The sequence below is a fragment of the Sulfurospirillum sp. HTRB-L1 genome, from assembly GCF_059415125.1.
In genome coordinates this window covers 256,133-281,499 of record NZ_JCAHZR010000003.1, presented here as the reverse complement: position 1 = coordinate 281,499, position 25,367 = coordinate 256,133, and the positions used below count along the sequence as shown (strand labels likewise).

Annotated in this window: 20 protein-coding genes; 5 read left to right on the top strand and 15 right to left on the bottom strand. The window is 48.9% G+C overall.

Annotation, left to right across the window (positions count from 1 at the left end; translation table 11 throughout):
* Positions 1-3 precede the first annotated feature (3 nt).
* Positions 4-2,475 (top strand): arsenate reductase (azurin) large subunit, encoded by a 2,472-nt coding sequence (locus tag AC5SLM_RS06965; protein WP_495250217.1) that lies wholly within the window; start codon positions 4-6, stop codon positions 2,473-2,475.
* A gap of 156 nt (positions 2,476-2,631) precedes the next feature.
* Here the strand turns inward: AC5SLM_RS06965 and AC5SLM_RS06960 are convergent, their stop codons facing one another.
* Positions 2,632-5,808 carry a translocation/assembly module TamB domain-containing protein gene (locus AC5SLM_RS06960; protein WP_495250216.1) on the bottom strand — a complete coding sequence of 1,059 codons (3,177 nt, stop codon included), beginning with the start codon at positions 5,806-5,808 and terminating at the stop codon, positions 2,632-2,634.
* On the bottom strand, positions 5,805-7,511 hold the full coding sequence (locus AC5SLM_RS06955; protein WP_495250215.1) for an autotransporter assembly complex protein TamA: 1,707 nt from the start codon (positions 7,509-7,511) through the stop codon (positions 5,805-5,807). The genes AC5SLM_RS06960 and AC5SLM_RS06955 overlap by 4 nt, the downstream gene beginning before the upstream one ends.
* 204 nt (positions 7,512-7,715) lie before the next feature.
* On the opposite strand from AC5SLM_RS06955, the gene AC5SLM_RS06950 reads away from it, so the two are divergent.
* The 3 genes from AC5SLM_RS06950 to AC5SLM_RS06940 all read left to right on the top strand — a co-directional run bounded on the left by AC5SLM_RS06950 (position 7,716) and on the right by AC5SLM_RS06940 (position 11,536).
* Positions 7,716-8,198 carry an RNA polymerase sigma factor gene (locus AC5SLM_RS06950; protein WP_495250214.1) on the top strand — a complete coding sequence of 161 codons (483 nt, stop codon included), beginning with the start codon at positions 7,716-7,718 and terminating at the stop codon, positions 8,196-8,198.
* Positions 8,195-9,142, top strand: a complete 948-nt coding sequence (locus AC5SLM_RS06945; protein WP_495250213.1) for a FecR family protein — start codon at positions 8,195-8,197, stop codon at positions 9,140-9,142. The genes AC5SLM_RS06950 and AC5SLM_RS06945 overlap by 4 nt, the downstream gene beginning before the upstream one ends.
* A 93-nt stretch (positions 9,143-9,235) precedes the next feature.
* Complete coding sequence (locus AC5SLM_RS06940; RefSeq protein ID WP_495250212.1) at positions 9,236-11,536, top strand: TonB-dependent siderophore receptor; 2,301 nt, start codon at positions 9,236-9,238, stop codon at positions 11,534-11,536.
* A 98-nt stretch (positions 11,537-11,634) separates the two neighbouring features.
* On the opposite strand, the gene AC5SLM_RS06935 is transcribed toward AC5SLM_RS06940, so the two are convergent.
* Genes AC5SLM_RS06935 through AC5SLM_RS06925 form a run of 3 tightly spaced genes read right to left on the bottom strand, consistent with a single transcriptional unit; the run spans position 11,635 to position 14,732 of the window.
* On the bottom strand, positions 11,635-12,321 hold the full coding sequence (locus AC5SLM_RS06935; RefSeq protein ID WP_495250211.1) for a LytR/AlgR family response regulator transcription factor: 687 nt from the start codon (positions 12,319-12,321) through the stop codon (positions 11,635-11,637).
* The gene (locus tag AC5SLM_RS06930) at positions 12,299-13,300 is read right to left on the bottom strand and encodes a sensor histidine kinase (protein WP_495250210.1); all 1,002 of its coding nucleotides are present in this window, start codon (positions 13,298-13,300) and stop codon (positions 12,299-12,301) included. The genes AC5SLM_RS06935 and AC5SLM_RS06930 overlap by 23 nt, the downstream gene beginning before the upstream one ends.
* Positions 13,293-14,732 (bottom strand): phytoene desaturase family protein, encoded by a 1,440-nt coding sequence (locus AC5SLM_RS06925; RefSeq protein ID WP_495250209.1) that lies wholly within the window; start codon positions 14,730-14,732, stop codon positions 13,293-13,295. Before AC5SLM_RS06925 ends, AC5SLM_RS06930 begins: the two co-directional genes overlap by 8 nt.
* A 353-nt stretch (positions 14,733-15,085) precedes the next feature.
* Between AC5SLM_RS06925 and AC5SLM_RS06920 the strand changes: the two genes are divergently transcribed.
* On the top strand, positions 15,086-15,256 hold the full coding sequence (locus AC5SLM_RS06920) for a hypothetical protein (protein ID WP_495250208.1): 171 nt from the start codon (positions 15,086-15,088) through the stop codon (positions 15,254-15,256).
* A 101-nt stretch (positions 15,257-15,357) separates the two neighbouring features.
* Here the strand turns inward: AC5SLM_RS06920 and AC5SLM_RS06915 are convergent, their stop codons facing one another.
* The 10 genes from AC5SLM_RS06915 to AC5SLM_RS06870 all read right to left on the bottom strand — a co-directional run bounded on the left by AC5SLM_RS06915 (position 15,358) and on the right by AC5SLM_RS06870 (position 25,263).
* Positions 15,358-15,867, bottom strand: coding sequence for a lipocalin family protein (locus AC5SLM_RS06915; RefSeq protein ID WP_495250207.1), 510 nt, complete (start codon positions 15,865-15,867; stop codon positions 15,358-15,360).
* 61 nt (positions 15,868-15,928) lie between these two features.
* The gene (locus tag AC5SLM_RS06910; RefSeq protein ID WP_495250206.1) at positions 15,929-17,584 is read right to left on the bottom strand and encodes a sensor histidine kinase; all 1,656 of its coding nucleotides are present in this window, start codon (positions 17,582-17,584) and stop codon (positions 15,929-15,931) included.
* Positions 17,585-19,249, bottom strand: coding sequence for an ABC transporter substrate-binding protein (locus AC5SLM_RS06905; protein WP_495250205.1), 1,665 nt, complete (start codon positions 19,247-19,249; stop codon positions 17,585-17,587).
* Positions 19,239-19,928 carry a response regulator transcription factor gene (locus AC5SLM_RS06900; protein WP_495250204.1) on the bottom strand — a complete coding sequence of 230 codons (690 nt, stop codon included), beginning with the start codon at positions 19,926-19,928 and terminating at the stop codon, positions 19,239-19,241. The genes AC5SLM_RS06905 and AC5SLM_RS06900 overlap by 11 nt, the downstream gene beginning before the upstream one ends.
* A 91-nt stretch (positions 19,929-20,019) precedes the next feature.
* On the bottom strand, positions 20,020-20,376 hold the full coding sequence (locus AC5SLM_RS06895; protein ID WP_495250203.1) for a hypothetical protein: 357 nt from the start codon (positions 20,374-20,376) through the stop codon (positions 20,020-20,022).
* 10 nt (positions 20,377-20,386) lie between these two features.
* The gene (locus tag AC5SLM_RS06890; RefSeq protein ID WP_495250202.1) at positions 20,387-21,016 is read right to left on the bottom strand and encodes a 4Fe-4S dicluster domain-containing protein; all 630 of its coding nucleotides are present in this window, start codon (positions 21,014-21,016) and stop codon (positions 20,387-20,389) included.
* Positions 21,017-21,027: 11 nt separating this feature from the next.
* A complete protein-coding gene (locus AC5SLM_RS06885; RefSeq protein WP_495250201.1) occupies positions 21,028-23,301 on the bottom strand; it encodes a molybdopterin-dependent oxidoreductase in 2,274 nt (757 codons plus the stop codon).
* Positions 23,276-23,833, bottom strand: a complete 558-nt coding sequence (locus AC5SLM_RS06880; RefSeq protein WP_495250200.1) for a TorD/DmsD family molecular chaperone — start codon at positions 23,831-23,833, stop codon at positions 23,276-23,278. Before AC5SLM_RS06880 ends, AC5SLM_RS06885 begins: the two co-directional genes overlap by 26 nt.
* Positions 23,834-23,842: 9 nt before the next feature.
* Complete coding sequence (locus AC5SLM_RS06875) at positions 23,843-24,127, bottom strand: c-type cytochrome (protein WP_495250199.1); 285 nt, start codon at positions 24,125-24,127, stop codon at positions 23,843-23,845.
* 128 nt (positions 24,128-24,255) lie between these two features.
* A complete protein-coding gene (locus AC5SLM_RS06870) occupies positions 24,256-25,263 on the bottom strand; it encodes a TAXI family TRAP transporter solute-binding subunit (protein ID WP_495250198.1) in 1,008 nt (335 codons plus the stop codon).
* Between the last annotated feature and the right edge of the window lie 104 nt (positions 25,264-25,367).

Here is a 25,367-nt window from a genome sequence, read left to right as displayed (position 1 = left end):
CCCATGGCAATCACATTAACAGACCGCTTACCCATCCCCCATGCACAAGCAGAAGTCAAAAATATCACCTGTGAGTTTTGTATCGTGGGTTGTGGCTACAAATCTTACAAATGGCCCGCAGGGACGGAAGGCACGCTTAAAAACAACGCCTTTGGCGTCGACCTTTCCCAGCAACAATTTGTCGATGGCATTTGGTGTAGCGAACGCATGTTTAACACCGTCACCGACCGCGATGGCAAACAGTACAACTTCATGGTCATTCCCGACCAAGAGTGCGTCGTCAACAAAGGCCAAAACTCCGTTAGAGGTGGCATGATGGGCGTCTCCACCTTTAATGCCTCAAGCCCCACCAAAGACCGCCTGAAAGAACCCATGATTTACCGTGGTGGCATGCAGATGGAAACCTCTTGGGATGAGGCCATAGGCTTAGTGGCTAAAGTGTACAAAAAAATCATCGACCGCGATGGAGCCGATGAAATCTCCCACAAAACCTTCGACCACGGCGGCGGCGGCGGCGGTTTTGAAAACACATGGGCCACAGGTAAGTTGTTCCACACGGCCATCGACACCAAGTCCGCTTCCATCCACAACCGTCCTGCGTACAACTCTGAAGTACACGCAAGCCGTGAGATGGGCATAGGCGAGCTAAACAGCAGTTATTATGACGCGAGCATTGCCGACACGTTGCTCATCATCGGCTGTAACCCGTACGAGTGCCAAACGAACCTTTTTAATGTGCACATGCTTCCTAACATGCAAGGTGCTACCATCAGTGACAAGCAAAAAGAGTTTGACAAAGGCGAGAGCGCGGCGGCGGCTAAGGTCATTTATGTAGACCCCAGACGCATGGCGTCCATCACCAATTCCATCGACGCCGCAGGAGCGGAAAATGTCCTGCATCTCCAACTTAAACCCGGCACTGATATTACCCTTATGAACGCCCTTGTGAGCTATATTTTCGAGCAAGGATGGGCGGATGAAGATTTCATCAAAAACCATGCAGAAAACTTTGGCGCGATGTACAAGGCCAATAAAATCTCCCTCGAAGAAGCAGCGAAAATCACCGAACTTAAAGTAAGTGACATGAAAAAAGCGGCCCAGTGGATCGCCGCACCCAAAGCCAGTGGCCACCGCCCACGCACCTCAATCTACTACGAAAAAGGGGTGATTTGGGGGATTAAAAACTATGAAAACATCGCCTCCATCGTCAATTTGGCGATTCTTACCCACAGTGTTGGGCGCGCAGGAACAGGCGTGTGCCGCGCGGGTGGACACCAAGAAGGGTACACCAGACCTCACTACCACGGCCCAAGCCGTCAAAACCTCGCGGTCATCGACACGGACATCATCCAAGGCAAATACCTCGCCTATTCTATTTGGGCGACCAACCCTTTTGGGCAATCTATCGCCACAGAACGCTTGCGCAACGTGGTCACCAAGCGCGCGCAAATCGTCAAAGACGCCATCAACGGCTACCATGGAAACGACCTAGACCAATTGGCCGAAATCATTTACCGCGCGTGTAAATCTGGCGGCTTGTTTGTGGTGGACGTGGACATTTACCCTACCCAATCAAGCGAACGGGCCCACGTGGTCTTGCCCGCAGCTACCACCATGGAGATGAACCTCACATCCATGAGCGGCGAGCGACGTTTGCGCCTTTCCCAAAAAGCCATCGACGCACCAGGCACCGCTAAACCTGATTGTCTCATCGCCGCAGCTATTGCCAACGCCATGAAGGCAGAATACCTCAAAGTTGGCAACGCGGCCATGGCAAAACGCTTTGAGGGCTTTGAGTGGAAAAGTGAAGAAGACGCCTTTAGAGACGGCTTCGCAGGGCAAGGTGCAGACATGGCCAGCCAAGGCGGCGCTACAGGCAAACTCGCCACTTACAAGCTCCTTGAGAAGGCAGGAAACGACGGTGTGCAATTGCCTATCACTAAAAAAGAGGGCGACAAGCTTTTAGGCACGCGTATGCTCTACACCGATGGAAAGTTTGGCACCAAAACGGGCCGCGCGACCTTCTTGCCCACCCCACAACCTGCCATGCCCGAACAAGTAGCCAAGCAACAACGCCGCTACAAATACTGGGTCAATACAGGCCGCATCAACGAAGTGTGGCAGTCCAATTACCACACCGGAAGGCTCGCTTTTACCGCCAAACGTTGGCCGATGGCACCTTTGGAAGTGCACCCAAAAGACGCTAAAGAGTTAGGCGTAGTGGATGGAGATATTGTGCAACTGTACAACGACTACGGCTCCACACGCGCCATCACCATCGTCACCGATGCGGTGCGTCCTGGCGAGGTCTTTGGGGCTTTTGGCTTCCAAAACTCCATCATCAACGACTTGTGCACGGATTACGTAGACCCTGATACGAAGATTCCTTTTTACAAAGGAACAGCCGCAAATATCGTCAGAATCGGCCGCAGTGAAGGGCTCATCAAAGACATGACCTTCGCCTCACGCGCCTAGAAAAACCACCCACCGTCAGGTTATGGCGGTGGGACTCGTGTGTTATTGTAAAATGCTATCAACAATGCCTAATATTTATTAGAAGTGCTTTTTGGCGGGGACTGTGCTTTTAAATGCTTTACATGTAAGGCACATCACCCCTGCAAACAAAACCCCTTAATACCGCTTTTTATACACAAAATCAAGGCTTCCTGCGTTTTCTCTAGCGCCCAGTTCCGCGTTCCATTTGTCGGTGAGTTGGCGTTGAAGCACGGCTTCACCCCCTTCAAATTTGTTTTTAATGAGCACGACGGTGTTGGTGGAGAGGTTTTTTCCTACCACGGTTTCGACGTATTCGTTGCTAGGGTCGTATTCAAAATACAACACATCCAGTCCCAGCTCTTTGGCGTAATCTTTAGAGAGTTCGTTGACCAAAAATAGGGACACTTGGCTAGCGCGGTGTTCTTCGCTCAAGGAGGAGCCTTCGCCTCCCAAGCGGGTGCCAAAGATGAGCAAGGAAAGGATGTCTTGTTGGGGCATGATGGGGTTGGAGCTAAGGTAGATGCGCGGGTTGCTTTGGGTGCCGCTGATGCGGATAGTGATATCCACTTCGTTGTGGGCGTAGCGCGCGTGGATGTCTAGCACGGGGTCGATGGGCTCAAGACCCCGAAAATAGAGGTTAGAGCGCTCTAGCGTGTAGGTTTTGCCCAGTTCTGTGTACGTTCCTGCGATGTCATGCAACGAACCGTAGAGTTGCAAGGGTTCTTTGGCTGCTTTTTTGAAGTAAAACACCCCGTCGCTTTTGAGGTTGACGCCGTTGTGGGCATAGGTCAAGCCATCCACAAAAAGGGCAAGCTCAAGGGCGACGCGCGCTTTAAAGTAATCCTCTTTGGTGCTTTGCCCATTTCTTGTAAGAATAACAATGTCTTGGTCGGTGTGGATGCTAAGGGCAGGGGCTTTGTAATGGACAAGCACATCTTTGGCATGCAATTCCCCCTCAAAGCGAAGCACCTCTTCTTGGGCGCTTACATGTAAGTCCCCCGTTATGCGTCCTGCGCCAAAATCAGGATGGGCGAGGAAAAAATCGTTGACGTGAAGGTCTAGGAACCACTGGGGCAAAAAACTTGCGTTTAAGGAAAGGCCTTCAAACTCAAGGCTTCCTTGGCGCGTCGCAAGGTCAATACTTCCTGCTTTGGTGAGGCTGTACACACGGGGCTCTCCAAAGGCACCTCCGAGGGTAAAATCAAACTGCTCGATGCGCAAGTGTTCTTCTTGAAGCACGCTTGTTAAGGCAATCCCATCGACCCCGTATCCTTCTAGGGAAAGGTGGGGTGAAGTAATGTTAAACCGAGTTTGCGCGCCATCGTGAGAAGCAAAGGCGTGCACTGCGCCCTCAAGGCGTAGGGGCGAGAAAGTGGTAAGGAGCGACAAGCTTTGGCCAAGGGCGCTTAAAGAGGGCACATCAAAGGTGGCGTTGGTACTAGCCCCTTGACGCGAAAATTCTAAGGCAAAGGTTTCGTGAGAAAGGTGCGCTTTAAAAGCCTCCGCCGTACCCGTGAAGTCTCCCTCAAACGTGACGCCCTCAAGGGTAAAAGCACCCTTGGCGCGCAAGGTGTTTTTGTAGGTAAAGCTTGCTTTTCCTTCTGCCTTGGTGATGGCCATAAACGCGGGAAGTTCCCCTAAAAGTGCTGGGTCAAAAGGCTTTACATGTAAAGTACCTTTGAGGGGTTGGTTGGGTTTTTGAAAGAGCGAAGCTTCGAGCAAAGAAGAGGTAAAGGTGCCCTGCATTTCATTTGACGTATGCCAAAGAGAAATGTGGGCGTCTTTGAGAATCTCATCAAGGTCAATCCCTTCCACCGCGATAAATGGGGAAAAATCAAGGCTAACGCGTGAGGTACTATAAGCGAGTATTGCGTTTTTTGTCTCCACGTCCACGTTGCGCCCTTGGTGGGAAAAGGTCCCCGTAAGGTCAAAAACCGTCTCTTTGGCCGTGGCCTCTCCTTGGACACTCAGGGTTTTTATTTGGGCGTGGTGTTCGCCAAAAACAAGAGAGGCGGGCGCAACAGTAGTGTGAAACGCAACCGCGTCAAGTGAACCTTTGGCGGTAGTGTGCAGGGTGCTTTGCAAAGTGGGTGAGAGGGAAACAAAGGTGTCGCCCTTGACATCAAAGCGCAACTCTTCCGGGTTTTTAAGGGGGACTAAGAAGGCGCCTTCAAGGCCGCTTTGGCTTATGGCGGTAGTAAGCTGCGACGTGAACGCTCCGGTGAGGGTGGTGGTTGTCAAGGTGCCTGCAACAAAGGTCTCTTCAAGGCTAGCTTCTGGCGCACGCGCTTGCGCCAAAAAAGCTTCATAGTGCAGGGTTTCTTGGGTGCCATTGGCCTTTAGGCGCGCTTCTCCTTGAAGCAAAAGCGTTTCTAAGCGTGGGTGCGAAAAAGGCAATAATGCTCGGAGTTCTTCGGCGGTACTTGGACCCGCTTGGGTGGACGCTTCAAGGGTGAAGGTGGGCGTTTTCCACCCTTGCATCTCCACCAAAGCGTGCGCGTCAATGTCTAGGGAGCCGTAATGCACGCGCGAGGCAAGGGTTGCGTTTAGCGCATGGGTGAGGAGGTTGTAGGTTCCTTGAAAGGATGGAGTTTGAAAAGAAACAGGCAAAGGGAACCCACGGTAATCCACGCTTTGGGTTTCAAGGGTAAACTTCACCTCTTGCGCTTTGCCTTTGGCACTAAAGGTAAGGGCATCTTTGGGTGCAAGGAAAAAATCATAAGGCAAAACCGTGGGCACAAAGGTACCTCTTGCTTCCACCTCTTCATCCAGTGTTGCAAACGCGTGTAATTCGCCTAGTGATGCACCGACAGTCAAAGAAAGCGTGCCTTTAGGAGGCTCCTTGGGCGCATAGGCGAGGCCCTTGCCTTGAAGGTTTAGGTAGGAGATGTGGTAATCTTGGTAGGAAAAAGCATCCAAACGCACCCGCAACGTGTTAATAAAAACCGACTGAAAAGGAAACCACCCCTCTCCCGTTTCTTCTTTTGAAAAAAGCGACTCGCTAAATTCGTTTTCCAAGGAAACGCCCGAGAGTTCTAGGGTTCCAATGCGAAGCTCGCCCCACAAAAGTGCAGGTAAATCAAGGGAGAGATGCAAGGTGTCAATGCTTCCAAAAGGATGCGAAAGCCCCTCAAGGCGCACGCCATCCCACAGAGTGCCTTCGCCTTTTTTATAAGAAGCCTCGTTGGCGTTGGCGAGTTTTTCTAGGATCACTTGGGCGGCAAAAGGCGAAGTGAGTGCCCACCAAAACGCAATACCAAGAGAGACAAAAAGACCGACAAAGAGGGTTAAAAGGCGTACAAAACGTTTCAAAAGACTTGTCCTATTCCAAGGTGAAACACAACGCCCCCTTCTTTTAAAGGGGTGCCAATATCAAGGCGCAATGGCCCAATGGGTGTGTAGTAGCGCATCCCTACGCCTAGGGAATGGTAAAAATCGTTGGCAAAATCGTTGGGTTTTTCGCGCAACATGGTGGAGTCTAAAAAGGTGGTGACCCCGAGTGTTTTTGTAAAAGCGTATTCGAGTTCAAGGCTATTGTCGATGAGGGTAAGCCCACCGTAGGGGTTGTCTTCGTGGTCTTTTTTGCCGACTTTTCGGTATTGGTAGCCACGGTTGCTGTAGTCGCCTCCCGCAAAAAAGCGCTTGAAGATAGGAAGGTTTTGGTCAAGGGTGCCCACTTTGGTTTTAAGGGAAAAAGTAAGGCGGTCAAAGGTTTTCATGGCGCGAAATTCGGTGAGGGTTTTGATGTACTCTTCTTCGCTAGCAAGGAGTTTGGTGCCGTTTTCCAAAGTAAAAGAGAGATAATACCCGTTTTTGGGGTTTAGCGCGTTATCGCGTCTATCAAGCAAGACTTGGTAAAACAACGCGTTAATCCAGTAACTGCCACTTTCGTATTCGGCCAAGTTGGAGGTAATGCGGCTAATCTCACTGGAAGCCCCCACGCTGTGTTTAAGCCCCCAAAAGGTTTTTGAAAAGGTGATTTTTTCGTCAAATTTACGTTGGCGGTAACTGTCGTAGTCGGTGTTTTCAAAGGTGATGTCATTGGTCAAGGTGACGCCCTCAAGGAGGCTGTCATTCCAAAAAAGGCGGGGGAGAAAGAGGGAGTTGTACACACTCACACCGTTTTCATTGAGGGTGCCCCCAAGGGAAAATTTCTTGAGATTGCCGCGAAAGTTATCGTTTTTGTACAAAGCCTTGATGCGCCCGCCCGAGTCCGTGTCGTAACCAAAGCCGTATTGGATTTCACGGTGGTCGCCTTGGAGGAGGATAATCTCAATAGGCACAGTGGCGTCGGAGCGGTCGAGGTCTTGGTTGAGCGCGATGTATTTGTAAACGCCAAATTCGTACAGCGTTTCGTATGTCTCTTCAAGCAAACGTGCGTCGTAACGCTCGCCTTCTTTAAACTGTATGGCATTGGTGATGAGGGCTTCGTCCACGTTGGCATTATTGGAAAGAGAAATGGGCCCAAAGGTGTGCAGGTCTCTTGGGGTGACGCGAAAATGCACGTCCACTTTATACGCGTCCAAATCCACAAAGGCCTTGGTGTCAAGCTCAGCCTTGGGGTAACCCAGATTTGCAAAATGGTTTTTAATGTCCCGCTTGGCGTTAGAAAAAGCAAGGGTGGTGAAAACATCGCCTGGGCCAAAGTCAATCAAAGGGCGCAATGCCTCGTCCGCCTCCAAAGACGCCACGCGAATGGGCGCATTTTTCTTTACATGTAAGGTAGCGGAGTCCTCGTTGATGGTATGTGTCACTTCCGCATTGTAAAACCCGTAACTGTGGGCGTATTGCGTAAGGGTTTGGGCGCATTGTGGGATTTGTTCGGGAGAAAAAGCAGGGGCGTTTTGCCAAAATTTATACACGCTTGGCAAGGTAATATTGCACGCTTTTAGTAAGGTGTCTTTAGTAAAAGGCCCAAAAAGTGGGTCAATGTCGCCTGTTACATGTAACGTGGTAATGGGAGTAGCGTACAAGGTGCCAGTAAGGCACAACGCGCTTAAAAGTCGGGTTAGCATGGGCGAATAATACCACGTCAATCCTTGGGAAAGGGTAAGGTTGTGGCTGTTTTTAACCTAAGCGTTTTCAAATGCTTGGGCGCTTGAGAGTATTTTGAGAAGAAAGCCAATCGCAAATAATTTTATCGCCTTCTTTGTCTTTTGCAAAGCCTCAGGCAAGACTTAAATTAATTATGATACTATTTATCAAAAACGAAATGAGCAATGCAAAAATACTACAAAGAGTTGGTCTATTTTGTGCAAAAAATGGTGGGTGATCGAGAGCTTGCCATGGACATTACGCAAGAGACCTATGCCAAAACCATCGAAAAGTCCAAAGAGACGGTCATTGACAATGAGAGGGCTTTTCTCTACAAAGTCGCACGTAATATCGTCATCGATCAGTCACGCAAAGATAAAAACAAAACCTTTATTGCCTACGAAGAAGAAAACCACTGCTGCGCTACGCACGAACAACCCGATGAAATCGCTCTTGAAAGTGTCAAAGACGAGGTACTTTTAAAAGCCCTCGATGCTTTGCCTAAACATTTAAAGCAAGTGTTTGTTTTACATGTCATGGAAGGCTGTAGTAAAAAAGAGATTGCCTCCATGATGAACCTTAACCTCAACAGCGTGCAAAAATACGTTGTTCAAGCCACCACTAAACTCACCGAATATGTCCAACGCATAGAATGGAACGAAGCATGAACCCAACCGTACAAGACCAAGCAAGTTATTTTTTTACCTGTATGATAGACGGTTTTACACCCGAACAACAAGAGGCATTTGATGAGTGGATGAGTGAAAAAGAAGAGCATCAAAAAGCCTTTGAGGCACGCAAACGCTTGAAGCGGCTGTACGCATCGCTTCCCACTAATGTCAAAGACGAAATCACGCAAAACGTGCGCCAAGAGATTAAGCGAGAGGGCGTTTTTAGAAAAAGCAGGACCCTCGCCCTCGCCGCGTCGCTTCTTTTGGTGCTTTGTGTGGGGGTGGTTGAGCGTTACCTTGCTTTTTTTGTGCCCCATTATTATGAAACCAAAAGCACCACACAAGCCATCACCTTGCCCGATGCTTCGACAGTCTTGCTGGATGTCAAAACGAAGGCAAAGATTCGTTACGCGCACAACAAGCGCGAAGTCGTTTTGCAAGGAGGGAAAGCGTTGTTTGACGTGACTAAGGCTCCTGAGAAAGTTTTTGTTGTTAATGCCGGAAAGGTAAAGATAGAAGTTTTAGGCACGCGTTTTGAGGTGAAAAACTATGCTAACCGCGTGGATGTAAGCGTGCTAGAGGGCGTTGTTAGTGTCCAAATCGATGAAAAAAAGAGTCCGACGACACTCACTAAGGGCAGAAAACTCTCCTTTGACAAAGAGCGTCAAACTGTTACGCTTAAGAAGATTTCCCTTGATTCCATTGCTTCGTGGCAAAAAGGCCTCCTCATTTTTCAAGAGGAGAGCTTGAAAAATGCCCTAGATGAATTTGGGCATTATCAAAACATCACCATCTTTACCCAAAAAGAGGTGGAACATCTCTCTATCTCAGGAGCATTCGCCCTTAACGAAGTCGACAAATTTTTGTACGCCCTGACGAAAATTTACGCCCTCAGGGTCGACCAAAAGGGTGATGCACTTTACATTCGTAAAAAATTGTAAAAATTTCACAGCCTATATCCACTTTTTACAAGCTCGTACGTCTCATTATTCAGAGAACCATTCTCAAAATAATAAACACAAAGAGGAGAAGAGATGATGGGTGTTCGATACTCTAAAATTGCCCTATGTTTGGTGCTAGCTTCAAGTTTGTATGCGCAAAGTTTTAGCGTGGAGGGGCAGAGTTTGGAAGAGGCGGTCAAGCAAATCGCCGCACAATCGCAGATGCCTTACATTGCGGATGGCAAACTGCTTAGGGGCAAAATGGCTCCAAAGATAGAAAATGTCGAAGGCGTAAAAAATGCCTTAGATGAGATTTTCTCAGGAAGCGGGCTTGAGGCGGTAATCGACAATGGCACGATTATCGTTAGAGAGATAAAAGAGGTTTCTGTGCTAGATGTCATCTCGATTAGCGCCAAGCAAAGCGCTACCACAGAAGGTACTGCCTCTTACACAACAAAAAGCACAAGCACGGCAACCAAACTGGACTTATCTCTTCGAGATACCCCACAAACGGTAGTCGTTTACACACGACAAAAACTTGATGACCAACATATCACATCAACGCAAGAACTGGTATCAAAAATTCCAGGGGTTTCACTAACCAGATGGGACGAAAGATTAAATATATCAGCCAGAGGATTTGAAGTTGATTACTACTTATACGATGGAATTCCAACCACTGTATTTGATTCAAAAGACCCTGATTTGATTGTGTATGATAGGGTTGAAATTGTCAAAGGTGCCAATGGGTTGATGACGGGTGCGGGAAATCCTGCTATGGGGATGAACTTCATACGAAAACACGCCAACGCAAAAGAGCTAACAGGCAGTGTTGATGCCAGTGTGGGTTCTTGGGATAACTATAGCGCCTCTTTAGACGTGCAATCACCACTTAATGATGAAGGAACCATACGCGCACGCTTTGTAGCCAAACATCAAGAGAGCAAATCCTTTTTAGATTTTTATGAAAAAACAAATGATGTTTTCTATGGCGTGGTGGATATGGACTTAACCGATACTACCTACCTCTCCTTGGGGGCAAGTTATGAAAAGGCTCAAAGAGATGGGACACGCTGGGGTGGACTACCTGCTTTTTACACGGACGGTTCAAAAACAAATTTTAGCCGTTCTAAAAATGTCGCAGCTGATTGGACCTATTGGGATGATACAACAACAACCTATTTTGCGGACTTCAAACAATATCTTTATAAGGATATCGCTTTAAATGTGGCTTATTCAAATAGGCAGATTAATATGGATATGATGGGTGCATACTTTGGGGGAACTGTTGATAAAGCAACAGGCATAGGAGAGGGGGGCACTACCATTGGTGCTTGGAAGTTGAAAGATGAAGAGAATAATTTAGATGTCTATGCTTCTATTCCCTTTGAGCTGGGAAAACTTGACCATGAGATAATCACGGGTGTTTCCTACAATAAATACAAGAATAAAGGATATGGGTTCGTAACTACTGATATTGCATCAAGTATTATCACTCCTACAATCAACTTTAACCATATTAGTTTAGTCAATCCACATATAGACGTAGATACTGAGCCCAACGGCGAAACAACACAAAAAGCCTACTATTTAGCAGGGAGATTCTCTCTAATGGAAGATTTAAAGTTAATTGCTGGGTTTAGAGTTACATCGTGGAAAAGTGATATGAATAATTTTAATAGAAAATTTGACAATGAACTCGTACCATATGCTGGTTTGGTTTATGACATAGATAAATATCACTCAGTGTATGTCAGTTACACCAGTATCTTTCAACCCCAATATGCATGGGATGCCAATGATAACTTTTTAGACCCCATCGATGGGAAAAGCTATGAAGCGGGAATCAAAGGGGAGTATTTTGATGGAAATTTAAATACGGTTTTATCTGTATTTAGAATAGAGCAAGATGGTGTGGGCGAAAGCACAGGCGTCATAAATTCTAATGGTCATTATATTTCAGTCGCCAAAAAAGGGGTGGTAAGCAAAGGGTTTGAAGTGGGCGCATCGGGGAGGATTACAGACCAATTTAGCGTAGACTTTGGACTAGCAAACTTTGAAGCCAAAGATGCAAATGGCGATAAATACAGGACGACAAACTCGCGAACAACGGCAAATGTATGGGCCAAATATGCGATTGCCAAGTACAGATTTGGCGCAGGTGTGAACTACAAAAGTAAGTTTTACTCAGAAACGGGCGCGGGTAAAATCACCCAAGATGCTTTTGCAACGGCTGATTTAATGGCAGGATACAAAGCAAGCAAAAACCTAGATTTTCAACTCAATATCAATAATATTTTTGATAAAAAATATTATGAAGGACTTTCTGATGAAAATAATTTGCTCTATGGTGTACCACAAAGTTTTATGCTTAGCATGAAATACAATTTTTAAAATGCCGATGTGGGCAAAGCACACAAGCTTCATCCTTTGCCCACAAAACTCCCGCAAGTACGTAGGTTTGTATGCTAGTGGGTCAATCTTTGGCGCTCTCAGGCTTGCTTTTTAAACCGTTCACGAAAGAGCTTAGCACCTTCCTTGCTACTTTCGATACGCTCATCGATGCCCTTGAAAAAAAACGCCAATCGGCTTTGGTCTAGGCTCTCAAAGTGCGAAACATGGGCAAGGTTGAGAAGAAAGGAGCGGTGGATGCGCACAAAATCGTGGGCTTCTAAGAGTGTTTCCATACGGGAGATTTTGGCCGCGTAGTAGGAAAACCCCTCGCGTGCGCGCACCATGACTTCGGCCAAATCTGCCTTGATGTAAAAAATCTCTTCGGGCTTTAGCAAGAAAAACAGTTCCCCGTTTTTTGTCAGTAAGCGTAAGGCTTCGGGCTTGGCGCGCGAAAGGGCGCGGTGGAGTTGTTCCGCGGTGTAGGGCTTGAGCAAATAATCCACCGCCCCGATGTCAAAGGCCTCAAGGGCGTGTTTTTCGTGGGCCGTTTGAAAGATGATGGGAAGCATGGGTGCGCGTAGACGCACTTGGTAGGCTAGGGCGATGCCTGAGAGGTCGGGCATGGCGATGTCGGTGATGAGCAAAGAGACGGGCTGGGTTTGAAGCAGTTCGAGTGCCTGGGCGCCGCTAGTTGCTTGGAGGATGTTTTGGTGACCCAGTTGACCCAGTAAGCGGGCAAGGCGCGAGAGGGCTAAAGGTTCGTCATCGACGATTAAAATGTGCATGAGGTTCTCCTAAAATGAGGGTAAAGCTAGCCATTTGAGAGGATGAATGCACCAAACGTCCGTGGCAAAGGAATTCTAAGCGTTCGCCCAGGTTGGAAAGACCGATGCCATAGCTTGGGTTTTTGGGGATAGGGCCGGTGTTTTCCACCTTTACATGTAAGGCTTTTTGGTGGCGCGAAGCGGTGATGCGAATCTCAAAAGGGGTGCCTTTAAAGCCGTGCTTGATGGCGTTTTCCACCAAAAGTTGGATGGAAAATTTTGGCACAAGGTGTGCACCAAACACTTGTGCAACCTCTTCATGCAGGGTGATTTTCCCCTCAAAGCGCACCGCTTCGATTTCCACATACGCTCGCGTGTTTTCCAGTTCTTGGGCGAGGCTTAACAGGGCGTTTTCTTGCATGGTGTTACGCAAAAATGTGGAGAGTTTAACCACCATGGCTTCGGCTTTTTGTGGGCTAGTATGGTAAAGCTCCGCCAAAGAGTTAAGGGCGTTGAACAAAAAATGGGGATTGAGCTGGGTTTCGAGGGATTTGAGGCGGCTTTGGAGCAAGAGGGTGTCAAGGTGTGTGTTGATGTTGCGCAAGCGCACGAGGTGGTACAACAAGGCACCCAAAAGGTACGTCAATACGCCTAAAATGAGCGCGCTCTCCATGTGAGGTAGCGTTGCAGGTAGCGTCAAGCCAAAAGGAAAACGCACTGCAAGCAAGGTACCTAAAAACCCCGCCAAAAATGCGATGAACGCACTTAAGGGCACCCACCATGTGGGGGAGATTTTGGGCATGATGAAGCGGTTTGCGAGGCTAAAAAGTCCCCATGAACCAAGACCAATCCACCCGCCAAGCAAGGCCCCAAACCCCAATCCATGCACAAAAGGCAGGGCAAGCAAAAGGTACAAAAACCCCGCCAAAAGTCCCGCAAAAAAGACCCCAAGCCCCAGTACGCCAAGCCAGTCTTTAAAACGGATGTGCAGTTCAAGCATCAAGAAGCTTTTGGAGGTTGTTGACTCCCGCAATGACGCCTGGCCATCCTTGGGCGGCAAAGGTGGTGTCACCTACCATGTAAAGCCCGCGAAATGGGGTGTCGTTGGCAGGATTGAGGAAAAACGGGCGGGTGTAAGACATGGGGATTCCTCCAAGTTGCGCGCGTCCAAGGTAGCGTGCAAAGGTTTTGGGTGTGGCACCAAAATGGTGCACGATACACGATTTTTCGAGCCCAAGTGTAGCACAGACTTGGTCAAGAATCTGTGAAACAAGGGCGGCTTTTTGTGTTTTGTAAAGCGCAGGTGGCAATCCCTTCCACCAACTGCTTTTAGTGTGCACCGAAAGGGTCATGGAGCGGTGTCTTGGCGGTGCTAAGCGGGTGTCGTTGGCGCTAGAAAAAGAGACAAAAAGTGCGTCAGACGTGGTGTGGGGAAAAGGTGCGTCTAAGAGGAGCTGATAGTGGTGTTCCAAGGGTGCATCGGTGCTAAGCGTGGCGTAGACCATGAACGCACTTTGGTCGTTATCAAGCGGTGCAAAGCGGGTGAAATACTTTTGGATGGGCCCGGGTTCAAAAAACTTGGCACTTTCAAACACAGGGGTGTTGAGCACGAGGGTGCGCGCGTGAAACACCTCGTGATGTGCGTGAATTTCAAAGCCATAAGCGCGTGGGAAGATGCGCGTAACGGGCGTTTTCTTGCGTACGTGTGTAATGCAAGGCTCCAACGCATTAAACAACGTGCCCATGCCCCCTTGCACGTAAACGTTGCGCAAAAAAGGATACCCAAGCGCCAAAACGGTGGAAAGCGCACTGGCTTCGCGGGTGGTGGTTTGGGTGACGATGCGCAAGGACGCATCAAGGGCGGCTTTGTAGGCGGGCGAAATTTCAGGAAGCTTGGCACACACATACGCGTCGCCTCGGCGCAACAGTAGTGGAAAAAACGCCCGTGCGATGGGCAAGAAACTTACCAAAGAGCGCATGAAATCCCCCCACGAGCGCTTGGAAAACACATAGCTTTGGTGGGTATAAAAAGCACGGTTAATGCGCCAGATTTCTTCCCAAAACGCGCGGTTTTGAGGGTGCGGGTGGACGCGTTCAAGGGCTTCTAAAAAAGGCTCCAAGGCTTCAAAACGCGGTAGAGTTTTGCCCTTTTGAATTTGTACAAAAGCGCACGAAAAAGGAGAAGTGGGAAGCGTTACATGTAAGGCTTTAAAAAAGGCATGCACAGGCATCCCCTCTTCAAACCCCGCAAAGGTCGTGGCCCCCGTGTTGTAACGGAACCCTTGGTGGGAAAAGGTGCCGCTACACCCTCCAAGGTCAGGCTCTTTTTCCAACAACAAAACCTTTTTGCCTTTGGAAGAGAGCATCGCCGCCGCGCACGTGCCACCAATCCCCCCGCCCACAACCACTACGTCGTACATATTGTGCACCATGAAACCTCTTTTTGGGAAAGTGTAACGCAAGGCGCGCACCGTTGGTAGGGAAAAAATGGCGGTTTGGGTGAGGGGATGGACTGAATCAGGCGCAAAAGTTGTTTCCCATCTTCTGCTCTTAGTTTCAACTGGTGACAATTTATCACCGTTTCATTTCCTTCTTCTTTTAGTCTTTGTTTGAGTTTATTCCAGTATTTTCTACCATTAAAAATTAAAAATACACACTGTTGCGATGAAGATGATTTTATGTCATGGTTCGACGGTTAAAATTAAAGCAAGCGAAATTTGCATGTCAATCCATATAACACATGAGTCCAACCGAAGGGTTGGCATGGCGATGAGCGGAGTGGGTAGTGCCTAAAAGACTTCTTGTTGTCAAAGAGGCGAGATTGTTAGATATGCTCCCTAAAAAAGCTGTAAAAAGCAAAAGAAAAGAAGAGGCTGAATTGTTGCAAAAAAACATTAAGCAAGCCTTGTCTGATATTGGTAAAGGTCGCTCAAAAGTAATAAGAGTCATCGAGTAAAACCGCTCCGCAATCCAATTTCTCTCCTGTTCAAAACTCCATAACAATAAACTCTCTAGGGGCACTAGATTAGCCTTCGCTAAAATTCTTTACATGTAAGGCTACGGATACCGCGTCCAAAAGAGCTTTTCAGGGTCGTAGCCTAGGGTTTTCATGTGGGCTAAAATCTCTTCTTTGTCCTTTACATGTAAGGCTTTTTCGCGGGCGAGTATCCAGAAGTATTTTCGCGAGGGTTCGCCAATGACTGCGTAGCGGTAGTCATCTGCTAGCTTAAGCACCCAATAGTCCCCATAAAAGGGGCGAAAAAAGCTTACTTTGAGTTTGGAGGTGTCAAAGGGTGAGGCCAGCTTCGCCACGCCTTTGGCTTCGCCAATTTGCGTGCCCTGTGCATCAAAACAGCGGTTCACCACACGCAAGCGCTTTCCTTCTTGGGTGTAGGTGGCCGTGGCCCCCACGCATCCTTTTTCAAAACGGTTTTCGTAGCGGGCTATCTCGTACCATGTGCCCGCGTAGCGTTCTAAGTTTACATGTAAGACCGTGGGAAGTTCGGGGTGCCTGGAGGCGCAACCGCCTAGAAAAAGACCTAAAAACAGAGCAAGCATGGCGCGCATGGCACCTCCTTTTTTAAAAGAGTGTACCGCCTTTTTGGCGCGGTTCGTAGGGAAAAAATGGCTATTTGTTGAGTTTAATGGTAAAGCACGCGCCCTCGGGAGTGTTGGCGACGTTGAGGTAACCGTCCATGTTGTTTTCGATGATGGTTTTACACATGTACAGCCCGATACCCGTGCCCTGTTTGGCGTGTTTGGTGGTGAAGTAGGGCTCAAAGACCCGCTCCAAATGTTCCTCTTGGATGCCTCCGGCATTGTCTTCCACTCTAATGAGCACGCACTGGGCGCCTTCACTGATGCTGATGCGGATTTTTGGTCGCACAATGAGGCGTGAGATGAGCGCGTCTTTGGCGTTTGAGAGGATGTTTAAAAAGGCTTGGGAAAATTCATTGGGGTAGCCAAGCACTTCGTATTCTTTAGCAATCTCCCATTCTAGGGCGATGTTGTGGTGCTTTAGGGAAGAAGCAAGGATGCCTCCCGCGCTCTTGCACGCGGTGACCACGTTGAAAAACTCTTTGGTTTTTGAGGGTTTAAAAAAGTTTTGGAAGTCTGTGATGGTGCGGGACATGTAGGCGGTGATGGTGTTGCACTCTTTCACGCAATGCTCCAAAAATGCCCCGTCAAATTGGTTGAACTTGTAGCGGGTTTCTAGGTTCATCAAGATGGCGTTGAGTTCCCCAAGGGGTTGGCGCCATTGGTGGGCGATATTGCCAATCATATTTCCCATGGAGGCGAGTTTTGATTGTTGGATGAGGAGTTTTTCTTGGTCGGTGCGGCGGCTGATTTCTTGCTGGATTTTGTGCTCCAAATCATCCACCATGTGGTTGATGACTTCTTTAAGCGCGTTGAGTTCATGGGTTTTGGCTTGCGCGCCAAGGCGTTTTTGCAAATCCCCGCCTTTGAGGGCTTGGAGCATTTGGGTAGCAGATTCGATGAACTCCATGTCTTGTTTGAGTGCGTCTTTGGCCGCGTCGATTTCCACGTTGATGGCCCGTGCCATCTCTCCCAACTCATCGTGGGAGTCAAGGGCGATGGCGATGGGTTTTTTGGTCATGGTCTTGTGTTTAAAAAACTCAAAAAACTCTAACAATCCCGACTTTACCCGCTCAATACTCAGGGCAATCTTGCGAATCACCAGCCACCCAAGAGTAAGGCTCAAAAGGCTTAAGAGGACGGAAATGATGACAATGGTCCAGCGGGTGTTATCAATCTTTTCTTTAGCGTTTAAGTAGGTGTTAGAAGAGGTGTCAAGCTGCTTTGCTTGGGCTTTTTGCAAGGCCGCGGCAAGCACGTAAAACTGCTCGCGCTCTCCCGTGTTTGCGTTGATAAATGCCCCCTCTTCAAAGCCTTCGTGGATAAACGCGCGGGTTTGGTTGAGCTGGGTTTTGTAGGCGCGCCACTCTTTGGCGATGACCTCTTCTTGGGCGCTCATTTTTGCATCCAAGGTGCCAAGCAGGGGCTCTAGCGCCCTTTCGATTTCTTGGCGAAAATCTTCATTGGGTGCGACCACAAGGGAGAGAGAAAGCTCTCTAAGGTAAAACAAAGGGGCGATGAATTCTTGCTGAAGGGTTTGAACGTTTTTGGAGTCTTGAAACACATGGTCAAGGCTGTCGATGCCAAGCCTTCCGATATTAAAGGCCAAGCCCACCAAGGATAAGAGGGTCAAAAACCCGATGGCGCCAATGAGGATAAATTTGGTGCGAATGCGAAGGTGCGACACTTAGGGCCTTTCTTCAAAAAGGTGTGTGTTAGGGCGAATGGGCACCTGTCTGGCACTTGGGTATTCGCCTTGACGAATTGACCAGTGATAAGGGGTGATTTTTGCCTCCCATAAGGGCATGAGTAACACCGCGGAAGGGGTGTAGCTGACTTCTTTGTTGAGGGCTAGGACGATGTTGGGGGAGGGTACAAAGAGCATGTAAGCTTCTTCGTAGGCCCGTTTGGTGATGCGCCCCACGCTTTGGATAAAGGCAGGGGAATTGTAGGGCAGGGTGAAAAACTCTTGCAGTAACCCCTGCAGTGGCGCGTCTTCGTCGATGGTTGACCACACATCATCAGTGCGGTAATTAAAAAAGACCGTCCACGGGTGGTTACTGCACCAGTCATCATTGCCCCACGCTAAAATATCCCAGTTTTTTGGGCTTTCACGGTTAGTGAGCAGTTGGTCGTAAAGCTCTTTTTCGCTGGTGGTGGTTTCGTACTCAAGATGTACGCCGTATTGGCCCAGTTGGTATTCGATGCCTTTCCATAAAAACATAAAGCGCTCAAGGGTGTACACTTTTAGGGTTAGCCCTTCTAAAATCTCCCGCCGTTTTTTGGTGCGCTCTTTTGCATCAGGTGCCGCCGCGGCGCGCTCAAAGTGGGTAGGCAAGTCTTGGGTGGCTATTTCCACGGAGGCGTAGTTGCGCGTGGCGGCAGTGGGGGCGATGCGCCCTTCGTTTTTGTAGACAAACTTTAAAAGATTTTCTTGGTTGATGGCTTCATTGAGCGCGATGCGTACGGCTTTGTCTTTGAGTACACCGTGGGGTTTGAGCATGTTAAAGTAAACCGAAATATTGTGCGTCGAAGGGTGCGTAATGAGCTTGGCGTAAGGGGAAAGGACGGCTTCGGTTTTGCGGTTAAAAGGAATGGGCGCGATGTCAAGGTTGCCCTCTCTTCCTAGGGCCGCTTCTAGCACTGCTTGGGTACTAAGTTCCGTGTAGATAGTGATTTTTTGGATGTAAGGCAAGCGCGGGTTGTAGTAGTGCGGGTTGGCTTCTAGTTCGATAACAGGAGTTTGCTCTCCGCCTGTGGCAAAGCCTTCTTTGAGGATGTAAGGCCCAAGTCCGTGGGGGCCGGGGTGTTTCATGCTGTTGGACGTCGAAGCGCCTTTAAACCCCCAACCGTACTGCTTTAAGTAGGCACTGGTGTAGAGGTTGACCATGGTTAAATCAAACATAAACAGTTCGTAAGGCTGGGTGAGGGTAAACCTTACATGTAAAGGGGAGATCTTCTCAACACGGTCCAAGCGCGAAAACAAATCAGAATACCGAAAAGGGCTTTGACGCATGGCTTCAAAATTCTCTAACACCGCGTCCGCATCAAAGGGCGAGCCATCTTGAAACACCGCGCCTTTGACCAAAAAAAAGTCATACACCGTAGGGGAGAGTTGGCGGTGGGAATGGGCCATCATGTACTCCCACCCCTGGGAAGAGTCACTGGAGCGCACCAAGGTACCGTTGACGAGTTTGGAGAGGTAGAGGTAGGGCATGGTGGGTAAAAAAACCTTGATGTGCGAGTTGGGATGGCGGGTTTGAAGGGCCAAAGAAGCGCTATCATCCAACCGATACCCCGAGGCTACCAAGGTGCTAAAAAGGCAAAAAAGAAGCGTTATACTACGTTTCAAGCTTGTATCCGATGCCTGAGAGGTTGACGATGAGGTCTTTGGGGAGTTTTTTACGCAAGCTTAGCACTAAAGAACGGATGGCGTTGTCGGTCATGACATCGTCTTTCCACACTTCGTATTGAAGTTCGTCGTAGGTGACCACGCGGTGGCGGTTTTGGATGAGCATTTCTAAAAAATCAATCTGTTTTTTGCTCAGGCGAATCTCTTTTCCCTTGTGGGTTAAAAGCTTGTGGTCGATGTCATAATGGTAATCGTTTGGCAAGCCGTGGGTCAGTGGATGGGTCTGCGCGATTTGGGCGAGACAGGTTTCAAGCGCCCCTAGCAAATCAGGAAGCGTGACGGGCTTGATGAGGTACTGTTCTAGGTGAAGCTTTACCGCGCTAAGCAAGTACTCTTTTTCTGTGTGGGCGGTGATGAGCACGATGGGTGTGGTGCGGTCTTTGGCCCGCACGTTTTGGACAAATTCGATGCCGCTAAGTTTGGGCATGAGAATGTCGGAGAGGATGATGTCGGGTTTGTGGAGCTGGTAAAGTTCATAGGCCTCTTGGCCATCTTGGGCTTCGATGACGCTGTGCACGTAAAAGCGCAAGGTATCGCTGATGGGTTTACGGATGTTGGGTTCGTCTTCCGCATACAAAATGCGAAGGGTTTTAAGCTGAAGTTTGAGTGCTTTGTCCATCGCCGTCCTTTAGAGAAATGATTATAGGTTATTTGTCCTCAACTTTCAAGACCAAAGATTGTTTTGCCAAACTGGCAAATTTGATCCCGCCTCAACTGCCTTTGTAAATCAGGTTTAGCTTTAGCCTAAACTCGTAGGTGCCCGCTTCGTGCAAGGTGATGGTCGTGCGGGGAAAACCATCGACGATGCTAGGAGGTGTTTGGCTAGAAAAAGCATGAATATCCGCGTAACCCGCAACCATATACCCCGAAGGAAGGGCGCTTTTTTCGAGGGTAAAAGTGATGATGTTTTCTCCAAGCTTCGCTTTTTCGGGCACGGAAATCGTTGCCTTTTGGTTGGCATAATCGTTAAATTCTTTGATGTTAATGAGCGGACAAGCCTCTGGGGAGGCTTCTTCTCCCCAGAGCGGCAAGAACCCCACGAGCAGGATGAAAATCCATAGTTTCATGGGAGGCTTCTTAGAGCCTGTGCATCTTAGCCGGCAAGCTAGGATGTACAAAGCGCGTGGAAGGCATTGTGGACGCGCCGATGGCATAATCAATGCCAAGAGGGTCGGTAGTGCCAACGTTAGCGTAGGCTGGGTCATGGATGTCGATGAGCGCAATGGCGCCTGTTGGGCACGATTGAACACAAGCGGGGAGCAACCCCTCATCTTGCCGTTCCCAGCACATGCTACATTTTTCTGATTTACCCAAGTGCTCGTTGTATTTGGAAGCTCCAAAAGGACAGGCCACCACACACCCTTTGCACCCAATGCACAAGGCTTGGTCGTGCTTGACAATCCCTGTAATGGGGTCTTTGGTTTGGGCATTTGCAGGGCACACTTCCACGCACGCCGGGTTTTCGCAGTGGTTGCACGCGAGGGAGAAATAGTACCGCTCTTGGGGCATCTGGGCTTGTGGCGCCTTGGCGTACCATGTGACCGTGGGGAGAATGTTGTTTTGGTCTTCGCGGTATGTCTCGCCACCGATTTCACGCACCTTTCTCCACGCAATGCCATTGTCTTGGTGGTATTGGTTTTTACAGGCCATCGCACAGGTGTTGCAGCCTAAGCAGATGCTGCTGTCGACTAAAAATGCTTTTTGCATGCGTAATCCTTTTAAATTTTTCTAAAGTTAACATAGGCATCGTGCAAGGCAACGCCCGGTGCGCCCGTTTTAAACGCGCCCATGTCTGAAGAGGTGTCATCCACCAGTTCGTTGACATTGTAAATGTTGTTGTTGAACCACTGCTCGTACATCATCACGGTGCCAGAGGGGACATTGTCGGTGACTTTTGCTTTAACGCGTAACAAGCCTACCTTGCTAAAGAGGGCAACGGTATCGCCCGTTTTGACGCGTTTGTCGGTCGCATCTTTGGGGTTGATGTAGACAAAAGGCTCCGCATTAAACTCTTCCATCCAGTCTAGGTTTTGAAACTGAGAGTGGAGGCTAAAGCGGCTGTGTGGTGTGGTTAGACGGAACTTGTCGTAAGGCTTTCGCACTTCAATGTACTCAGGAAGCGCTTTCCAACCGTGTTTGGCTGAGGTTTCCGAATAAAACTCATACTTTCCGCTAGGGGTAAAAAACTTGCCATCGGCGTAGGGAATAACCGCTTTTGCTTTCACGGGGCCATTTTTGAGCTCTTCCCAAGAACGGATGCCAAATTTCTCGTAAATGCCCGCGTTGAACTCTTTGGCCGTCCACTGCTTGGTGTCGACGTATTCAGGGAAGGTGCATGAGCCTTTTTCCAGTGCGTTCATTTTTTGAGAAAGTAGCGCGGCAATGTGCAAGTCGTTTTTGGCTTCATGAAGGGGCTTGATGGCTTGTTCGTTAAGGGAGAGCCAGTAGTGCCAGTAAGAGACGTTCACATCGTACTCTTCAAATTGTGTGGTGACAGGCAAGACGATGTCGGCCCACTTGGTGGTTTCGTTGAAAAATTGGTCTACGACGACTACCATTTCTAGGGACTTAAACGCCTCAATGAGAAGGTTACGGTCAAAATCTTGGGCAAAGGTATTTTTACACGCTACCCACAAAAGCCGTACTTTAGGGTCAGCATTTAAGATTTCACGCGCGGTTTTGTTGATGTTGAGGTAGCGGTCATCGTAATCAGGCTTCTCTTCGCCTGCCGCGCCATGGCCAAACTCTCCCATGCGTTTGCCGCCCACATACCCCACGCTTCCTGCGGGTTTTTCCATGCTCATGGCGTGGTAGTTAAAACCCCACGTGTCGAGGTGTCCGTAGCGTGAGCCGCCGGCGTATTTGCCGATGTTGCCGGTGATGGCCACAAGGGCGTCGATAGCGCGTATCATAGAGCCGCCATTGGTGTGGCGCTGCAAACCGTAGCCTGACCAGATGGTGGCGGGGTCTGCTTTGGCAAATTCTAGGGCGATTTGGCGAATGAGTTCTAGTGAAAGCCCCGAAGTTTCAGCGACATCGGCAAGCTTAATGGTGTCAAGGTAGGCTTTGAACTCTTTGTAGCCTTTGGTGTTTTTGGCAAGCCACTGTTTGTCGTGCAGGTTCGCATCGATGATAATCTTGGCCATACCAAGGGCTAAAAGGCCATCAGAGCCTACTTTGACTTGAATCCACTCACTTGCTTTAGAAGCCGCTTCGGTGAAAACGGGGTCGATGACAACAACCTTCGCTCCTTTTTTCTTGGCTTCAAAAATGTACTTCATGGAGTGTACGGAGTTGGCCGCGGGATTTGCGCCCCACAAGATGATGTACTTGCTGTCTTTCATCTCTTCGGGGTCATTGGTCCACATGGCGCCCATGTCGAGGTTTTGGGCATCGATGCCCGCAGGCCAACAGGGCGTTCCTGCAAAGCGTGTGGTGTAGCCAAGGGAGCTAAACATCCCCTCGATGCCATAATGGGTGATACCAAAGTTGCCAGAGTATTTTGTCAGTGCGGCGCCTAAAAGGTGGCCGTCTTCTTTTTTCATGGCAAGCAATTTTTTAGCGATGGTCTCCATGGCTTCATCCCAACTGATGCGTTTCCATGTGCCAGAACCCTTGCCGCCCACTTGCATCATGGGGTATTTGATGCGGTCGGGTGAATAAACGCGCCTGACGTAGGAATTGCCTTTGACGCACATGCCACCGTTAGTAAAGGTGGACTCTTTGGCGCCTTCGAGGAATTGGATGACCCCGTCTTTGACGAAGGTTTTGATGCTACAGGTGTCGTAGCAGTTGCGAGGACAGGCGTTGCGAAAGGTGGTGTAACTTTGCTTGCCTGTAAAAGGGATTTTGGTGTCCACGTAAGGTTCTGCGGCCAATGCGCCACCGGGAAATGATGCCACGGCGCCACTGGCGAGTAACCCTTTGAGGAAGTTACGGCGACTGATGCCCTCGCGAAGCAGGGTATCAACAGGGGATAGGTGAGTACGCATAGTTTTCTCCTTGGATGGAAAGTTCTGTGGTGATAAAACGGTGAAGCAGGTCTAAAACCCGCGTCAAATCAGCCGATGGCGCGTGTTGCGCGGCTGCTTCGATGAAAGGAAATATCCACCGCGCCATGTGTTCTTGTAGGAAATAGCACCGGAGCGATTTGAGGTAGAGGATGTTACTGTGCAGTTCGATGTAAAGCAACTGATAGTACGCATCAAGCTCAAACCCCAAGAAATCATCGGGCTGTTGGCCATCTTTGGGGTTTTTGAGCCCAAAAAGGGTGTAGAGTTCTCTTACTTCTTGGGTGGTTTTACTCATGAGAAGCCCTGATTTTTCCAGATAAATCGAAGCATACGGTGGTGCGAGGGGCGCATCTGGCCCAACAAAAAAACGGTTAAATTCTGCCTCCAAAAGCATCGGAGATGAAGATGTTTTTGGAGTGATGGCACTAAAAGCTGCCCACAAAGACGCGGTGTCGGTGCTGTTAAAGATGTCTCTTAGGGCTTTGGCATCCGCAAGTCGTGAAGGGGTCATGGCTATGCCTTATTGGGTGATTTTGGTCGCAAGCGCGTCGATATCTTCTTTACTAAGGCGCATCACTTGCCCGCGCATCAATGCTTTAAGGTTGCCCCCATAGGTGCCGTTTTTATACCCTTCCATGGCTGCAATGAAGTCTTCCTTGTTCATCTGGTTGATGATTTTACTCACTCCATTGACTACCTTTTCGCCCTCAAGTCCGTGGCACCCCGCACAGGGTTTATACAGTGCATCTGCATTCGCAAAAACAATGCTTTGCAACACTATTGCTAAGGCAATAACAGCCCTCATTCTTACCTCCTTTTGGTCGTGTGATACCGTATGATGACGAAAAAAAATTGGGAAAAAATTGGGGAATGAGAGAGTTTTTGGGTGAGTTTCTTTACATGTAAGGGGCTTACATGTAAAGAAATTAAATCTTAAAAAGAGCCCGTAAAATGGCCATTGGCGAAGTTGGTATCTAAGCCTTTTTCACCCCAGTACCGCTGGGCGCCTTTGTGGATGGTGGTGATGATGCCCGTGAGTGGCGCGGTGTCTGAGACGCTTTTGGCCGCAGGGGTGAGGGAGTGTAAAAAGGCAAGGTTGGTAGGGGCAAAGACTTGACGCAAAGCCTCGTAAACCACCGCTTCATTTACGTGCGCTCCTGCAATCCATAAGGCTGAGTCTTGGAAGGTGTTAACCGCGTAAGAAACCCCAGGATAGGTGTTTGCGGGAATGGTAACAGGGATGTAATAAGGGTGTTCGTAAGCCAAATCCCCCTTTTTGGCGGCCTCATCCAAAGACAAGATGCGAATAGGAACGGTCTTGGCTGTTTCCATGACAGAGGGGTGCGGGTAGCCTGCAAACACCCACACCGCGTCGAGTTCCCCGCTGGCTATGACCTGTGCCATGCGTTGGTAGTTGCACCCAATGGGGGTGATTTTATCCCACAAACCGATGCTTTTGAAAAAACGTTCTGCCACGATGGAAGGCCCGCCACCCGTTGGCCCCACGCCCACTTTTTTGCCCGCTAAGTCAAACACGCTTTTGATGTTAGAATCCGCGCGTACCACCACATGAACGGGTGAGCCAAAAAGGTAAGCAAGGGCGTGCACGTTTTTGGCGGGGATGCTTTTGTCGTTTTGGATGGCTAGGTACAAATCTCCCGAATAGGCAATGCCAAAATCTGCCTCTTTGAGGGCGATGTGCTTGACGTTGGCTTTAGAACCCACAGAAGCACCCTTGGAAGGTTCGTAGAAAAAGGAGACCTCGCGCATGTTTTGACCCAAAACCGTAGAAAGACCACTGGCAAGATGGTGCACGGTCCCCCCTTCTGGCCCACCTTTAAAAACGTAAGTGTGAGGCGCTTCTTGGGCAAAAAGTGGCGAAGAAAAGAAGACAAAAACCGAAGCAAGCAGGGTGAAAAAACGTGCAAAAGAAAAAGCCATGGGAAACTCCTTGGGCATTTTGTGTTTCAAAGTATAACAAAAAATAGCCAAGTTGAGTGCAAATAAGGCAAAAAACTTTAACTAAAAATGGAAAAAATGATTAA

Bases quoted from the DNA above. Each gene is read 5' to 3' on its own strand.
- AC5SLM_RS06940 (WP_495250212.1), top strand. From the start codon at position 9,236: ATGATGGGTGTTCGATACTCTAAAATTGCCCTATGTTTGGTGCTAGCT.
- AC5SLM_RS06870 (WP_495250198.1), bottom strand. From the start codon at position 25,263: ATGGCTTTTTCTTTTGCACGTTTTTTCACCCTGCTTGCTTCGGTTTTT.
- AC5SLM_RS06900 (WP_495250204.1), bottom strand. From the start codon at position 19,928: ATGGACAAAGCACTCAAACTTCAGCTTAAAACCCTTCGCATTTTGTAT.
- AC5SLM_RS06945 (WP_495250213.1), top strand. From the start codon at position 8,195: ATGAACCCAACCGTACAAGACCAAGCAAGTTATTTTTTTACCTGTATG.
- AC5SLM_RS06935 (WP_495250211.1), bottom strand. From the start codon at position 12,321: ATGCACATTTTAATCGTCGATGACGAACCTTTAGCCCTCTCGCGCCTT.
- AC5SLM_RS06930 (WP_495250210.1), bottom strand. From the start codon at position 13,300: ATGCTTGAACTGCACATCCGTTTTAAAGACTGGCTTGGCGTACTGGGG.
- AC5SLM_RS06875 (WP_495250199.1), bottom strand. From the start codon at position 24,127: ATGAGGGCTGTTATTGCCTTAGCAATAGTGTTGCAAAGCATTGTTTTT.
- AC5SLM_RS06880 (WP_495250200.1), bottom strand. From the start codon at position 23,833: ATGACCCCTTCACGACTTGCGGATGCCAAAGCCCTAAGAGACATCTTT.
- AC5SLM_RS06955 (WP_495250215.1), bottom strand. From the start codon at position 7,511: ATGCTAACCCGACTTTTAAGCGCGTTGTGCCTTACTGGCACCTTGTAC.
- AC5SLM_RS06915 (WP_495250207.1), bottom strand. From the start codon at position 15,867: ATGCGCGCCATGCTTGCTCTGTTTTTAGGTCTTTTTCTAGGCGGTTGC.
- AC5SLM_RS06925 (WP_495250209.1), bottom strand. From the start codon at position 14,732: ATGGTGCACAATATGTACGACGTAGTGGTTGTGGGCGGGGGGATTGGT.
- AC5SLM_RS06965 (WP_495250217.1), top strand. From the start codon at position 4: ATGGCAATCACATTAACAGACCGCTTACCCATCCCCCATGCACAAGCA.
- AC5SLM_RS06890 (WP_495250202.1), bottom strand. From the start codon at position 21,016: ATGCAAAAAGCATTTTTAGTCGACAGCAGCATCTGCTTAGGCTGCAAC.
- AC5SLM_RS06895 (WP_495250203.1), bottom strand. From the start codon at position 20,376: ATGAAACTATGGATTTTCATCCTGCTCGTGGGGTTCTTGCCGCTCTGG.
- AC5SLM_RS06950 (WP_495250214.1), top strand. From the start codon at position 7,716: ATGCAAAAATACTACAAAGAGTTGGTCTATTTTGTGCAAAAAATGGTG.
- AC5SLM_RS06885 (WP_495250201.1), bottom strand. From the start codon at position 23,301: ATGCGTACTCACCTATCCCCTGTTGATACCCTGCTTCGCGAGGGCATC.